Raw genomic sequence first — 15,640 nt, 5'->3', positions numbered from 1 at the left:
GGCTGCCACAGGTCTGACGCCGTCTTAAACGTTGGGGGAGTCTTCAATGAGTCGCACGACAACGCGTGTGCCTTGCTTGGCGATCACGCGCACGGGATTTCCAGGATCGACGAAGTCGCCTTCGGTCACAACGTCGAGCATCATGTCGTCGACCTGAACGCGGCCGCCCGGTCTCAGCGGTGAGACGGTCGTGCCCGTTTGTCCAATCTGAACTCGCTGCCACGCTGGAGCTGAATCCGCGGTCACGAACGAATCGGCGGGTGCCATTTCGGCCTGCAACGTCAGACGACTCAGTCCCGGGATTTGCCCCATGTAACTGGTCAAGACAATTCCCGCCACCAGAAAAGCGAGGAACGCCCCCAGCACCAACGCCACATCGTTTCCAAGCGAAGTCCAATCGATTCCCTCGCCGGCCATCGAAAACCGGCGAGACGCCATCACTAACGATCCGAGCGACAACGCCAATCCCATAATGCCGGCGACGCCGAATCCTGGAATCACGAAAACTTCTGCCGCGATAAACAGCAATCCCATCAGGAACAACATCACCTCAAGCCAGCCTGACGTACCGCCTAGAAAACGGCTCCAAAAGAACAGCCCGAAACACAGACAACTGATCAATCCGCCGACGCCGATCCCCGGGGCACTCAGTTCGACCGCAATCGCGATCAGACCGATCAGCAGCAGTAGGAACGTGAAGAATTTCATGTTCAGCACCAGCACGAACGTGTCCACCCAACTGCGTTGCACTTCGGGAATCGGTGACTGCACGTTGAGCACGCGGGCGAGGTCTTCTTTGCCTGAAACCGTTTGATCCGCCATGCCGAGTTCGACAGCCCGCTGTCCGTTGGCGATAAAGAACATTTCCTTGCCCGCTTCTCGAATCGGCGTGCCGAGTTCCCAATCGCCAGCATCTTGCATTGAGGCGTGTTCTTTATCGGAGAGCAATCGCTCTTCCCCGGTGTTTTTATTGGTTGCCCGATAAACGACCATGTCTTTATCAGTCATCTTTTCAGCCAGTGCCACGGATCGACCGGTCGCCGCCGCAGTATCACGAGCTTTTTGAGCCAAGACACTACGGCTTTTCGCTTCCGTATAACGAAACGCTCCGTCTTCGCCCATGACGATCTCGCCGGCGTCACCCATCCGTGCGTCCGGTTTCATCAGGATCGTGTCCGTCGCGAGTGCGAATAATGCCGCTCCGCTGATGGCATCCTTTTCGATGTACGCGACCGTCTCGACATCATCGGCGTCGAGCACCATGTCCATCAACTCGAACGTCACCATCGTGAAGCCACCCGGCGAGTGGATGTCGAAGATGATCACGTCGACGCCGGAGTCCAGGGCGGCTTCGAATTTCCGTTTTAATAAGGCACCGCTGAGCGGGTTGATGTCTTCCTTGAACGGAAGGATCACGGCGGTGCGTTTGGCGTTGGGACGTTTTGCAGCGGCGTCTTTGGCGGCTGCGACATCAACGTCAGCGGCAACCGGATCCTCAGCCCTGATCGCACCGGGAAACGGATTCATGACCAGACAGACGGCAAGTCCCGTGAACAGGAACGACGTCCGTAAGAAGCTCTGAATCATCATGTCACACCCTTCGCCAAAACGATGGTACGAACAACAACAGCACACTGAAAATCTCGACGCGTCCGAGCATCATCAACCACACGAACAATAGCTTCGCACCTTGACTGAACCCGGCGTAATTACGGGTCGCGCCGACCACACCAAGCCCAGGGCCGATATTGTTGAGCGTCGCGGCAACGGCACTAGCGCTATCTAGCAGTTTGTCGTCGAGGGTTCCCTTGAGCAACTGTTTTCCGACTTCGGATTGTTGGGCCACGTCGCTCTCCACCACACCCCACGTCGAATTGGGTTCGAACGTGATCAGGGCGAGCCATGAGAAAACGAAAATGGCCAACACCAAACAAAAATAAAGCAAAATATTGTGCGCCAGCAGCGGATCATCGACCGCCTGGCCGCTAATTCTCAAAGGCCGAATTACTCGTGGTCGGTGGGCGCGCTCCATCTCCAAATGCAAGATTTTGTAGAACAAAACGTGCCGAATCACCTTTAAACCGCCCCCGGTGCTGCCCGCACAACCGCCGACAAACATCAGCAACAACAAAATCCCCCGCCCGAAATTGTTCCAGGTGTCGAAATCCGCCGTCCCGTATCCGGTCGTCGTCATCACCGAAACGACTTGGAACAATCCATTTCGGGCGGCGGTCGCGAGCGATCCAAAACCGTCATCGCCCGCCTTCATCCCGAAAAAAACGACTCCCGCCGTGACCACCCCGATGATGCCGACATAGGCTCGAAACTCCACGTCACGGAGCAACCGTCGCGGGCCGCCAACGAGCGTTAGATACAACAGCGTGAAGTTGGTACCGGCGAGCACCATGAAGGCGATCGTGGTCGACTCGATCAGCGGGCTATCAAATCCGCCGAGCGATCGGTTGTAAGTGCTAAAACCGCCCGTCGCCATCGTCCCAAACGCGTGGCACATGGCATCAAAGGCGCTCATGCCTTCAAACGCGTAGATGAACGTGAGCAGAATATTCAGCCCCAAGTAGATCGCGGCGAAGACCAGCGCCGTGTGCTGCATCCGCGGCATGCTGCCGTCTTTGGTAGGACCGGGCATCTCCGCCCGCATCATCGCTTTCCCCGCCGAACCTTGACCGAGAATCGCCACGAACAGAACAACGATCCCGAGCCCACCGAGGAAGTGAGTCCACGAACGCCAAAACAAAATGCAGTGCGGCACCATCCCGGGCGTTTCCAAATCCGTCAGCACGGTCGCCCCCGTGGTGCTGAATCCGGACTGCGATTCGAACATCGCTTCAATAAACGTGATCGGATTCTCTGCCGTCGTTTGCGTGCCACTGAAGTAATACGGCAACGCCCCGAGCACGGTGGCACTGACCCACGACAGGCCGACGATCGCCATCGCTTCTTTGCGAAACAGATGTCCGCCTTGGCGGTGGGAGCGTCCGAAAAATCGGAACGCGAGCCCGACGATGAAACACACCATCATGCTGGCGAGCAACCCGTACGCACCCTGCTGTTCGAATTCCGCGGCGGGTGGCAGATGCGTCCGTTCGGCGAATCGAGGGAATGCGAACGGCAGGCTAAAGCCCATCGATCCACCGATGAGCAAACAAATCGTTCCGAGAAACCGGAGCAGTAATGGATAGTTCAAGAGGGACGCCACCCATACGTCTCGGCCAATCCGCCACAGACGATGTCCCGCAGGACTTTCAAACGAATCGGTTTATGCAAAATCTTGTAGGCCCGCATCCTCGCCGCCTCGCGCTCAATTTCTTCATCCATCATCGCACTCATCAAGATATATGGCATCGTTCCGGGCCGCTCGGAGAGCACCCGGATGACTTCGAGACCGGTCACACGTGGCATGTGAACGTCCAACAACGCGAGATGGATCGGTTCCCGTTCAATCACCGCGAGGGCTTCGTCACCATCCTTGGCTTGATGCAAATTCAAGCCGCGACGCGCAAGTGCGTCGCAGAGAGTTTCTCGGTACCCTGCGTCGTCATCGGTGATTAGAACGTTCGCAATCATAGCTCACACGTTGGTTAGCTCTTGGACTTCATCTTTCGTGAATGGGGTCGCCAAACGTGCTCCGAGTTGACTGACAACCCGAGCAGCGGCATGCGAGCCGAGGTGGCCTGCTTGCTTCCATGATAATCCATTCGTAATACCATACAAAACTCCACCGGCATACATATCGCCCGCCCCGGTCGTGTCGACCGCTTTGACGCTCACTCCCTCGATCGCGATCGCCTCGCCGCCGTGCATCAGGATCGAACCATTTTCGCCCAGCGTCATGGCGACATTCTCCGCCGATTCGTGGATTTTGCTCGCACAAGCGATCGGATCGGAAAGACCGGTCAAACTCTGCGCCTCCTCTTCGTTGCAGAAAAACAGGTCGACGGGGCCGCGGATCAGGTCCCAAATTTCGTCGCGGATCATGTTGACCAGGAACGGATCCGACGCCGTGAACGCGACTTTGACGTTGTTTTTCTTGGCCAGTTCCATCGCCCGGTAGGCGGCCGCCTTCGTCGAATCCCCGGTGAACAGGTAACCTTCGATGTAAATGTATTTCGCCGCGGCGATCGCCGCTTCATCGATATCTTCCACCGACAGTTGGGACGAGGCACCGAGGTTCGTCAACATCGTGCGTTCGGCATCGTCCGTGATCAGGATCGCGCAGGTTCCCGTGGGCGCCCCCTCGAGCGGATCGACATCGATCGTGACGCCAAGATTCCGTAGGTCTTTGAGGAAAAACTCTCCGGTTTCGTCGTTTCCGATTTTGCCGACAAACGACGCCTTTCCGCCAAAATCGGCGACCGCTGCGATCGTGTTGGCGGCCGAACCGCCGGCACAGCGGTTGAGCGACGGGAGGTCAAAATTTGACAAAACGCCCGCCTGACGCTCGTCATCCACCAAGGTCATGATGCCTTTTTCGAAGGCGAGTTTGGTGAGCAATTCTTCGCTCACTTGAGCTTGGATGTCGACGAGCGCATTGCCGACGGCGTAGACGTCATGATTCATGGGGAGGATTCAGGAGCTGGGGGGAAAGCGACATGGCCGCCCAGCGGTCGATCGCGAGCGGTGCCCCAGAATGCGGTCTTCGCCACGTATGAGCAAGTAGGGGACGACGTTTCGCCCCCCGAACACCTGCTCCAGATGCCCTCATCAGTCGGTCTTGGGCACGCCGATTTCGCGGATGCGGATGCCAAACTTGTCACCGATTTTGACCGTTTCCCCGGTCGCGATCGGGTGGCCGCCGACTGACAACTGCAACGGTTGATCGCAGTGTGTTTCAAACGTCAACATCGATCCGGGAACAAGGGCGAGGATATTGCGCAGCGTTTCCTTTCGCTCGGCCAACGTTACCGTGACCGGGGTTTTGATGCTGAGCAAACGCTCACGGTACTGCGGCTGCATCGGTGCAGCCGCCGCCGTTTCGTTAGCCGGTGGTGAGGATGTTTCGGTTTGGGTCATTTTTTCCGTCGATTCCTTCACATCAGGTATCGAACCGACGGCGGTGATGACTTGAGCGATTGTGTTCGCTTAGGTCCAATCCAGCCCCATCGGCAACTCGTTGATGATCTCCGGACCGTTTTCAGTCACCAAGACCATGTCCTCAACCCGCACCCCGCCATCGCGGCGTCCGTACAAGCCCGGTTCGACCGTAAACATTTCGCCCTCGAGCAACTCGCCACCGCCGTCGTCAAGCAAAATCGGCTCGTGCACGTCCAATCCGATGCCGTGCCCCGTACCGTGCTGGATTGAGGCTTCGTCGGTCAACTCGCCCCGGCGCGATTGATAACCGGCGGCTTCGAGTTCTCGGATGACCGCTTTGTGAACCGCGTCGGCGGTCCGACCGGGGTACATCTCTGCCTCACCCGCCGCTTTGGATGCGACCACGGCCGCGTGCATCCGAACCACCTCGTCATTGGGGGTGCCGTGCACGACGGTTCGGGTGCAGTCACCGTTGTAACGGGTCGATTCGTCTCGCGGAAACAAATCGACGATGATCGGCACACCGGTCGAAAGCGGCCCCGTGCCGGCATGATGGCAATCGGCCGAAAACGGCCGAGCAGCCACGATCGCACCATGACTCATCGTGAAACCGCGATCCATGAACAATCTTGCGGCAAATGCCCGGATCCGTTCACTCGTCAACAGATAAGACTCATCGATGAGATGCCCGTCATCGTCGACCGATGCGGTGGCAATCCGGCGACAGATCTGCAACATCACTTGCTCGGTAACATGTTGGGCCTGACGCAGGGCCGCGACTTCGCTGGCCGTTTTGACACGTCGATCGATCACGCCGAGTTCATCGTCGTAGTCAATCGCGATCCCGGCGGCGGCCACGTGCCAAACGTAAATCATGGGCAACGTACGATCTGCACGAACTCGGCGGACACCTTCCTTTTGCAAACAGGCGGCTACCGCCTGCGCGGTGGCCGTTTCACGGTCGGCACTCAATGAACCGTTGGTCGGCGGAAAATCAGCTGGGCAAAAGACGGTACCGAGTTCGATTGCGGCGTGATCGTCACCCTCCTCGATGCCCGCGGCGCGGGTGCGATCCATCTCCAAATCGCGAACGATTCGGATCTTGTTTCCAGACGGTAATTCGATCCAAGCCGTGGGATCTCCTAACGGCAATCCGATCCGTCGGAAAAGGTTTGGGTTTCGATCCGCGAGCCCCGCGAACAGAGTCGCGTAGCCCTCCGACGACGAGTCAGAATCGGATGAAGTTGCTGCTGTTTGTTTTAGTGTTTGGTAGATCATCCCTACAAATTACCTGACCGAACCGACCCTGCCGAGACACCGACTACTCCAAATAGATACTCGGGTCGGTCGCAACGATTCGATCTAAACGTCCGATCGTACCGGTTGAGCCCGTTGTGCTCGCAGAAAGACGTGACGCTGCGCCCTTACAACCATTCGCTCGTCCAAAACCGTAATCGTTCTTTTTTGTAACTGCAAAAATTTTATGACCGCGTTACCAACCAAAACACGTCGCACTGATCAAAACACTCCATCCAAAAATGCGTGGACAAACCGGACACGGTCCAAAAAACGCTTACTCCTTGCGGGCATCTTACTGAGCCCGCTCGCTGCGGTATTCGTTCCGCAAGGGGTGTTTTCAGTCTTGTCCGTTGCCACCGCAGGCTTCCCCGAAACACTCGCACGGGGCGGTCGCGTCTGCGGATGTTGTTGGGGTGATGGATACCACACGTGTCATAGCAGCGGCGTTCGCCCCCTCGCAGATTTACCGCCACGATCCTATGCCGCTCGCGTCGGCACCCCTCAAGAACGCATCGCCGGATGCCCCACCTGTCAACCTCGGAGGCTGCCGAGCGTGGATCCGATCACGTCACCACGTGGACCTGAAACGTTCTATCACCGGTTTGATCAATACGCTGCCCAAGTCAGCCACCGCGAAGCCCAAGCATCATCGCGGGGACCTGTTCAACCGATCATCGATCCGGAAGCAGGCGTCGCGGCACCACGCTATGAACGAGAGACACACGCCATACATTCTCTCCCACAGAACCGCTTGCTCAATTCCACCCGGGGGTCGGTCAACGCCACCGCGGATGGAACGCCAGCGGCGCCCGCGCTGAGTGTCCAAGAACTCGAGGAACTCCGCCAACTCCAAGCCGAACAACGCCTACGAAAGAAGTTCGAGAAATACCTCATCAATCCCGAGGACATCGAACCGTCTCAAACATTCGGCGGACCACCGGTCGGCACTGAACTACGTCGCAAGCTCGACGAAGCCAAAACGGAACAACTTCAGGCACAACTCCGGCAAGAACGCCTCGAAAGATTTCGGCGTGAAGACGAACAACTTGACTCAACCAAACCGTTCAGCGGCGATTCCAACGCAGAAGGCGAAGACGGGATGAACAGCCCGAGCGATCGCGAATTGCCTCTGGACACGCTCTTGCCACCGTTTCCCCAGAAAGAAGAACTCCGCGAAGAAGAACTTCTCCAGGACCAACCATTGCCGTTTCCCAAACAATACGACGAACTCGATGTCGAGATCCTGGACGAAGAAATTCTAGATGGCGAGACCGTTCCGCAGCGAATCACCGAACCTCTCGACAATCTCGATTCCGCCCGCCCGTCACGACTGCAACAAACACAGCTCGACTTCAACGCACCGATTCGATCGTCCCACCCGGTGCCGTCCGTCCAATCAAGTCACGCGCCCACCCCGGGCAACGCGGTCCGACCAAAGCAATCGGCCGAATCACAGCGAGCTGCGGCAACCCAGCAAACGCCTCAAACGGCTTTACAACCCGAGGCCCGGGTCGCGGAAATTCCCGATTGGCGATTCGTAAAACAGCCACGCTGAACGGCTCCGTCTCCGCGCCGACGCGGAAAAATTCTGGCGATAACCGCCGCGACATGAATCTGCTAGCATTCTTGTCTCACGGTGTTTCTTGGCGAGCCACCAGGCCGAATGGCCAAGCCCTCGCAAAGGAACACCACTGGAATTTCACGGCCCCGTTGTCATGGCTGGATCGGTTCGCGATATGTACGTCACCCTTCTCGTCGGATCTCAGCAACAACTCGCCGATGGGTTGCCATGGCTGACCCGCTTTGCTGACTCGACAGGCTACGCCCCCAACGCGTTCGTGCTCGGCCTGGACCATCGCGCGTTGGCAAAGCGAGTGGAATTGGTTCTCGATGAATGCGGCCCGCATGGCCCCATCGAATTGGTCGAGGCGGAAGTCAAATCGGTCGTCGCAAAATTGTTGGCGAACAAGAGCCGGCTGCTGTTGATGATCGACGATGTCGATGACGATCGATTTCAAGCGTCTGTGTTCGAACATTGTGGCGTCAAAACGGTTTGGCTCGGCGTGAAGTCGCCACCGCCTCACAGCGAAAAGCACATCTTCTCGTTAGACGACGCATTCGGCGATACAACCAACCTCATTTCGCAACGGTTGCTCAAAACAACGACTTCGTTGCAACTCGACCACGTTTGGTTGACGGATGCGGATGTGGATCCGGATGCTCTTGTCGAAAAAGCCCTGGAGTTGGAACGTCAACGTTGCGACGAAGGCGATCTCATTTGGATCCCTTTCGGCCCATCCCCGTCGACCGAACTTCACTACCCGTTAGCGAGAGCATTACTCTCAGCGACAACCAAAGCCTCGATCGGTTTGGTCAGCAGCCAAGAGGGATGGGACCGGTCGTTGCTGTCCCAGATTCGGTACTGGTCGAGTCATGTCGCTGAACCCATGGACCGCGACCTGCGGTTGGAACTCGCAACAACGCTGCAAGAAGGTTCTCAGCCCAACCTCGAATTCCTGGGACTGATTTCTGCTGCGGCAATGCTCGCCGCATTCGGACTGCTGCAGAACTCCGCCGCCGTGATCATCGGCGCGATGCTGATCGCGCCTTTGATGACACCGATCATGGGCGCAGGTCTGTCATTGGCGCACGGCAATCGCCCGCTCTTCCAAACCTCGTTGCTAACAATCGGCATGGGTTTTGTCGGTGCGTTTGTGTCGAGTTTCCTGTTCGGGCTACTCGTCCGCCTCGTTCAGCAACCCGTCGTTACACCGGAGATGTGGAGCCGTTGCAACCCGTCCCCCCTGGATTTCTGCGTCGGCCTTGTCGGCGGGATGGCAGCGTCGTACGCACGGACACGGCGGCATTTGTCGTCGGCACTCGCGGGGGCGGCGATCGCAGCGGCGCTCGTTCCGCCAATCGCCACGGCCGGTTTGCAAACCGCGTTCGGTGCCTGGCATTCGACGCCTCAGGGCTGGCCCGTCTTCGGACCACTGCTCCTGGTCAGCGTCAACGTGTTGACGATCATGATCGGAACGTCGTTCGTGCTGTACGCGCGAGGCCTGCGGATCGACACCTCCCTCCCGGGCAAATCGACCAATGGATCGGGCAAACCGGCAGGCAACAAATGGGCGACGCGGACGATGGTTTCTCTGATCACGCTCGTATTGCTGGTGCTGGTTTGGATGATGCACCTGGAACGACTGTTCCTCTGAGCGGATGACCGCCCGCTGTTAAGCGTGAAGTCGTTGGAGTGAACTGCGGGCCTTGGAAGGGAAACATCGGATCAGTGTGGACATAAAAAAACCGACGCTTCGGCGAGGATGACTCCTCGTCGGCACGTCGGTTCTGTTCAAATCCGGACGCTCCGTTCGCAAACGGAGACTAGGCTGGGATGTTTAGGCTTGGAACGAGCTTCCGCAACCGCAGCTCTTGACCGCGTTGGGGTTATTGAAGGTGAAGCCTTGTTTCTCAAGGCTGTCGAACCAATCAACTTCGGTACCGTCGAGGTACAACGCGCTCTTTTTGTCGACGACGACGGCAACGCCGTGGTGCTCGTACTTGCTGTCGGATTTCTCGTCGTAGTTGTCGTCGAAATTCAGCGTGTAGTTGAAGCCGCTGCAGCCGCCTCCGGCGACACCGATACGCAACAGCATCGAGTCGTCAAAATTGTGCTCTTTGCGGAATCGCAGGACTTCAGCTGCGGCACGTTCGGTTAATTTAATGGCCATCGTTGAGATGAACTCCCAGGAAGGAGGGGTCGGAAATGTGTGGAGAGTGTTCGAAGGAGGACTGGATCAAACTGAAAGCTGTATCTAGTTCGGAACACCGTCAGTGTGGGTGCACAGTAGCACTAAGATCAACACCAAATACAGCAATTCGCTTGCCAAACGTTTTAACTGCCAAATTGGCGGCATTGGCGATCAACGCCGGTGTGCGGCAAAGGTGTGCGTTATTGTACTCCCCGTCAAGTGTGAAGGACAGGCGAGAATGGACGCGACCTAGTCTGCCAGCTGGAATTCCTTCGGCAATTGGTAGTTTTTGCTCGCCGCCGCCTCACGCGTCGTAACCCGAATTTCGGCATCTGCCCCCTCGCCCACAATGACCCAAATCAACGACTGTTTGGGATCATTCGGGCCCGTCGCGGTGCGGTCGGGGTTGGCACCGAGCATGAGATCGGTCAACACGGTTCGCAGCGGCAGGTCCGTTTTCGCGAAATTCCGAACCTGCTGGTTTTGAGTAATCCCGTTCAGCTGCAAATCGCCACCGATGATCTCGACCTTCGGCGGCGGGTTGCCCTCAGGCAGATCGGCGGCAAACTCGCTGATAATGGTGTCGATGGCAAACTGCAGGGATTCTTGGCCGAAACTCACCGACATCGGTCGATCGAGCATTTCCTCGAGCGTCAGTGTTTTGACCGCCATCGTGTCGCCGCCGATGGTCGTATTGGCTGCCAAAAGCGTCCCCAGGGCGACTTGAGGCAGGGCCAGCGGTGGTAGGTAGACGTTGACGATCACCTCCCGCTTAATCGCCGCCGAGCGGGTTTGCTCTTGCACGAACGCCCACATGTTGGGCAAACGCGAGGCCAGCAGCCGCCATGACGGGTCCACCTCTCGTGTGACGAGAAAATCCTCCGCCGCGACGGACGCATTGTTCACCTTCGCCAGCACCTTTGTCTTAAGCGCCATCGGGTCCATACCTGGGGCCGCCGCCAACCGGACCTCCATATAGCAGCCTCGAGATCCCGTCGGAGCCTCATCGGCAGCAGCAACCTCAGTCGTGTTTTTGCCCTCGCCCTCACCTTCGGGCGGCACCGAGGCGACTCGCAGCAACAGCCCGCCGCATTCCGGAATCAACGTCGACTGAATCCAACTCATCAACGTTGGAGCCGTTTGATTGACCCACGTCCGAGCGTCCGCGATCAAAAAGTTCGGCTGAGTCAGCAATGCGACCGCATCGGTCGGCTGTGCAGTCACCCACAGCTCCTCGAGCTGTCGCGGCAGCAAGACGGCCGCCCCTTCGACTTCTGCGACTTGGCTGATCCTCGCGATCGAGCCGACCGCAAACGCATCAACGAGCGATTTATCCGCGGTCCCTTCCTCGGCGTTCTTCGAAACCTCCGCGAAATGAGGATAGAACGCATCGCTGTCGGGATCATCACCTGCGTAGAGCGTCACGCCGCCGGGCAATTGAGCCATCGACACATCCCAGGCTTCGGTGAGTTCGTCGAGCGGGCGAGGCGATTTCAAATGAATTGCGAGTGCGATTTCTGGCACGCCGTCACGGCCCGGGAACCACGCCATCGCGATCATGCGGATGTCGTCCAGCGGTAACGCGATTCGCTTCTGCAACCGTTCAAACAGCGGAGCGAGTTCCGGCTCAAAGACGTCGCGCAGCCCGGTCGAAACCAAATGTGGCAAATCAAACGTCAAAATCGCGGCAGGCCCGGGCGGCAACAGGATCGTCGCCGAAGATGCCGGCTGAGAATTCACGTTCTCAACGATTGCCGACGGTGGAGCCCACAACATTCTCGGATCGGAAACCACCTCAAACGAATTGGGATCGGCCAGCTCTGGGTACTGACGTGGGGGCCGTGGCGGCACTTTGGCGGGAACTTTCGGCTCGGACCGATTGCCGGTCACCGATGGGATCACGGAGGGAATCGGTGGCCGCGTCCGTTTGGCAACCGGACGGGGCGCATTGGGATCTTGGAGAGCAAGCGCGAAGATCAACAAGAAAATCGGAATCCACAAACTTCCGAGCACATACCAGGCGGTTCGACGGCTTCCCGAACGACGCCTTATCGAAGGTTCATGGGCCGGTCCGGCCACCGCGATCGCTGCCCCCACGGGAGCCGAACCCTCGGAAGCAATCGATGTTTGCTCCGGCGAAACGGCGCGAGCAGCCGGGACCGCGTGAGGCGACGCCACAACCGGACTCGAAGCGGGCGGAGGAGCAACCTCGGGTGGCTTTGGTTGAGCGGGTGGAGCTTCGGAAACGGGCCCAGGAGCCTGTCTCGGCGCAGCAACCACTGGCGAGGGTTTCGGTGGTTGCGAAACTGCGGACTGTGTGGCTTGCGGTTTTGCTGCTGACTCAGGTTTGGATGCTTTACCTTGAGCCGGTGGTTTGAATGCGGCGGCCGACGGCGGTGCGGTGACATCCACTTGGGCTCCCGCCTCGGCTTGGGACGTCTCACCGCCACGTCCGGCTGGTTCGGCCACAGGAACCGCCGAGGATGGTTCTGCCGTCGAGGCGCCAGCTGACGCTGGACTCGGTTCGTCTGCGGGAACAGTCGCCCGCAACGCAGTCACAAAAGCATCCAAAGATGGGAAACGCAAAGCGGGATCTTTCGCGAGCGCGAACGCGAGAACTCGTAATAACGGTTCGCCCGCAGCCCCTTTGGCGACGGCTGCACTCAGTTCCGGTGGCTCGAATCGGAGCTGCCGAGATCGAATCTGTTCCTCTTTCGCCGCGCCAAACGCATGCTGTCCGAATCGCAATCGATACGCCAAACAACCCAGCGCATAGACAGACTGACTTTCAAGTGAATGCGTCAGCTCACCTTCACCGCCCAGTGCTTCCGGCGCGGCGTACAAGACTTGCGATTCATCTGTATCGATCGTGACCGGCGTCTCAAAGACATCCGACGAGAGGTATTCGGCAGGATCAAGCCACAACTGTGTCGACAGACTCGAGTCATCCGGCACCCAAATTCGGTCCGGCGACGGCATGGGCGGATGCGGCATCTTGCCTTGACCATGAGCAGCAAACGTCGCCATACCCGCTGCCAATGATTCGATCAACGGAACGATCTCAGCTGCTGACCATCGCGAATGGGCGGCAGCGGACTTCGACGCGATCAGCGTGGCCAAGCATTTGCCTGGGGGCAGAACCGCGAACAGCCCCACCGCATCGAGCGACGCGTCAATCGGAATCGTCGTCTTGCGATCCCCCAGCGGACCATGCGGCAGCGCCATCAACTCGAGGGCAGGAAATCCGGGTCCGCGTATCCCCGCGATCGCTCGTAATCGGTCCCCGTCTACGGGCGTCAATCGCGTCGGTACGATCTGCAGCACGAGGCCGGATTCGTCAGGATGCGAGTCATGTGACACCGGCAACCACTTTGCAAACGGCGGCGGCGCGGCCTCGCCAGACTGCGTCAGTGGTGCAATCCGCAAGACCGGAAATCGCCCAGCCGGATTCTCACCCGTCTTGCCAGAAGCCTGTGGCGAGCTGTTCAGCAAACAGGATGCTTGGAAAGGGCTCAGCCGACCGGTCTCAACCAACCACTGCGCCAGGCCCAAAGGGTCCGAAGGCGGCGTTGCCCGATGATCACCGGCGTAATCGGCCGCCCACTGCCGTGGTACCGACGAGTCAGCAAGACCACTTTGAATCAAGCGTTTCCAAAATTCGGCGAGGGGAAGCGGCATGAAAAGCGATCTGGGAACAGTCGAAAAGGGTTCGGGAGAGAAACGTCTCGGTACAACATCCCATCCTATGTTTCCTTTAGTCTATTGTGTGCGATGCCGTTTTGCGGCGCCCGATCGATTCGAGAACGTTAAAAACCACAGGCTTTATGAAATTCCGACACGATTTTGAGGCTAGGTAGCCCGCACCGCGACCGAGAACTTAGACATCTTTGATTTGCTTTCCCCCTCCCTTCGTCACCCCCCGGTGTTAATTTGAACATCGTCTACCTTACAACGGAATCCGTCCCCTTCGCTAAAACGGGCGGTCTCGCGGATGTCTGCGGCACGCTGCCGAGTGTCGTCGCGGCAGGCGGTCATCAGTGCGCGGTCATCATGCCCGCGTTTGATTCCATCCGTCGCTCGGGCATGCAGATCGAGAAGACCAACATCAGCTTCGCGATCGACATGCCGACCGATCGTATCGTTGGCGGACGCGTGCTCAAAAGCCATCTGCCGGGAGGCAATGTTCCGGTCTATTTCATCGACCAACCACAGTATTACGGACGCCCGTTCCTCTACGGCGACAAACACGGCGACTACCGCGACAACGCCGAACGGTTCATTTTCTTCTGCCGGGCGGCCATCGAAGTCATGAAACGGCTCGAGAAGCGGGTCGACCTGATCCAATGCAATGACTGGCAGACCGCAATCGTTCCCGCACTGATTCAAAACGGCGTCGGTGGGCTGCCCGTCGAAACCCCGACCGTGCTCTCGATTCACAACCTCGCGTACCAGGGTTCGTTTGCGGCCGACGAATTCCCCTTAACCGGATTGTCTTGGGACCGTTTCCGCAGCGAATCGTTCGAATTCTATGGCGGCCTGAACTTCCTCAAAACCGGCATCGTGACGGCCGATCACGTCTGCACCGTCAGCCCCACGTATGCCCGTGAAATCAAAACCCCCATGCATGGATGCGGGCTCGATCCAATCCTGCGAAGCCTCGGTGATCGTGTTTCCGGAATTATCAACGGCATCGATACCGAAGTTTGGAGCCCGGCCAAAGACGTCCACCTGGTCCGCAACTACGACGTAGACACTTGGGAACTCGGCAAGCTCGAAAACAAGCTCGCACTGCAAGCCGAACTCCGGCTTCCGAGTGATCCCAACGTGCCGCTGATCGGACTGGTCGGACGGCTAGCCGATCAAAAGGGGTGGGACCTCATTCTGCCGGTGATTCGCGAGCATTTGCGTGAAGGACGGCCTACGCAATGGGCAGTTCTCGGCAGCGGTGACCCGGTGATCGAAAGCGAGCTACGTTGGCTCGCCGAGGAGCACCCCGACCAACTCGCCGCCCACATCGGATTCAGCGACCCGATCGCACATCGTATCGAAGCGTCAAGTGATCTTTTTGTCATGCCGAGCCGATACGAACCATGCGGGTTGAATCAGCTATACAGTTTGCGCTACGGTACAATTTGCATCGTCACCGCTACCGGCGGGTTGGCCGATACCATTGTTGACACCAACAGCGAAACCATTGCTAACGGTACCGCCACCGGTTTCCACCTCCGATCCTACGACGCGGCGTCGTTGGACCGGGCAATCGGGGACGCATTGCAACTGCGTTTCCACGAAAAAGATATTTGGAAAAAAATTGTGACGCACGCCATGACACGCGACTGGTCGTGGCGGAAAAGTGCATCCCAATACATAGAACTCTATGCGCGGACGATTTCCCTTAAACGAAGGGGCGCAAAATAAGATCGACGGACTGCGGCATCATGTTCGAATCTAGTTGAATTTTACCCCCTACCAGGACCGAGATTTTCCGTAGAATGACGGCAACCCCCCCGCTTCGTCGCCCAGTCTCGGCCTCAGCA

Annotated in this window: 11 protein-coding genes; 3 read left to right on the top strand and 8 right to left on the bottom strand. The window is 58.1% G+C overall.

All coding sequences use genetic code 11. The features are described from left to right. Window positions 1-24 precede the first annotated feature (24 nt). From NB063_RS01265 to NB063_RS01240, 6 genes are all read right to left on the bottom strand, one after another. Entirely contained in the window at window positions 25-1,590 is a 1,566-nt protein-coding gene (locus tag NB063_RS01265) for an NfeD family protein (RefSeq protein ID WP_250926915.1), read from the bottom strand. Window position 1,591: 1 nt separating this feature from the next. Continuing rightward, a complete protein-coding gene (locus tag NB063_RS01260; RefSeq protein WP_322975034.1) occupies window positions 1,592-3,217 on the bottom strand; it encodes a TrkH family potassium uptake protein in 1,626 nt (541 codons plus the stop codon). Beyond that, window positions 3,202-3,585 (bottom strand): response regulator, encoded by a 384-nt coding sequence (locus NB063_RS01255; RefSeq protein WP_250926913.1) that lies wholly within the window; start codon window positions 3,583-3,585, stop codon window positions 3,202-3,204. Before NB063_RS01255 ends, NB063_RS01260 begins: the two co-directional genes overlap by 16 nt. Before the next feature lie 3 nt (window positions 3,586-3,588). Next, the gene (locus NB063_RS01250; protein WP_250926912.1) at window positions 3,589-4,578 is read right to left on the bottom strand and encodes an adenosine kinase; all 990 of its coding nucleotides are present in this window, start codon (window positions 4,576-4,578) and stop codon (window positions 3,589-3,591) included. Window positions 4,579-4,722: 144 nt separating this feature from the next. Beyond that, window positions 4,723-5,031, bottom strand: coding sequence for a FliM/FliN family flagellar motor switch protein (locus NB063_RS01245; protein WP_250926911.1), 309 nt, complete (start codon window positions 5,029-5,031; stop codon window positions 4,723-4,725). A 69-nt stretch (window positions 5,032-5,100) separates the two neighbouring features. After that, window positions 5,101-6,330 carry a M24 family metallopeptidase gene (locus NB063_RS01240; protein WP_250926910.1) on the bottom strand — a complete coding sequence of 410 codons (1,230 nt, stop codon included), beginning with the start codon at window positions 6,328-6,330 and terminating at the stop codon, window positions 5,101-5,103. A gap of 364 nt (window positions 6,331-6,694) precedes the next feature. Between NB063_RS01240 and NB063_RS01235 the strand changes: the two genes are divergently transcribed. Both NB063_RS01235 and NB063_RS01230 read left to right on the top strand, forming a co-directional pair. Beyond that, a complete protein-coding gene (locus NB063_RS01235; protein WP_250926909.1) occupies window positions 6,695-7,906 on the top strand; it encodes a hypothetical protein in 1,212 nt (403 codons plus the stop codon). Window positions 7,907-8,087: 181 nt separating this feature from the next. Continuing rightward, on the top strand, window positions 8,088-9,566 hold the full coding sequence (locus NB063_RS01230; protein ID WP_322975036.1) for a DUF389 domain-containing protein: 1,479 nt from the start codon (window positions 8,088-8,090) through the stop codon (window positions 9,564-9,566). Between the two features lie 183 nt (window positions 9,567-9,749). On the opposite strand, the gene NB063_RS01225 is transcribed toward NB063_RS01230, so the two are convergent. After that, the gene (locus NB063_RS01225; RefSeq protein WP_250926907.1) at window positions 9,750-10,082 is read right to left on the bottom strand and encodes a HesB/IscA family protein; all 333 of its coding nucleotides are present in this window, start codon (window positions 10,080-10,082) and stop codon (window positions 9,750-9,752) included. Between the two features lie 270 nt (window positions 10,083-10,352). Further along, window positions 10,353-13,781 (bottom strand): serine/threonine-protein kinase, encoded by a 3,429-nt coding sequence (locus NB063_RS01220; protein WP_250926906.1) that lies wholly within the window; start codon window positions 13,779-13,781, stop codon window positions 10,353-10,355. Between the two features lie 252 nt (window positions 13,782-14,033). Here NB063_RS01220 and glgA point away from each other — a divergent pair, with 252 nt between their 5' ends. Continuing rightward, window positions 14,034-15,521, top strand: coding sequence for a glycogen synthase GlgA (gene glgA, locus NB063_RS01215; protein WP_250926905.1), 1,488 nt, complete (start codon window positions 14,034-14,036; stop codon window positions 15,519-15,521). Window positions 15,522-15,640 lie beyond the last annotated feature (119 nt).

This window comes from Aporhodopirellula aestuarii, from assembly GCF_023701485.1.
Classification (GTDB): Bacteria; Planctomycetota; Planctomycetia; order Pirellulales; family Pirellulaceae; genus Rhodopirellula; species Rhodopirellula aestuarii.
This window is presented reverse-complemented; position numbering and strand designations above follow the sequence as displayed.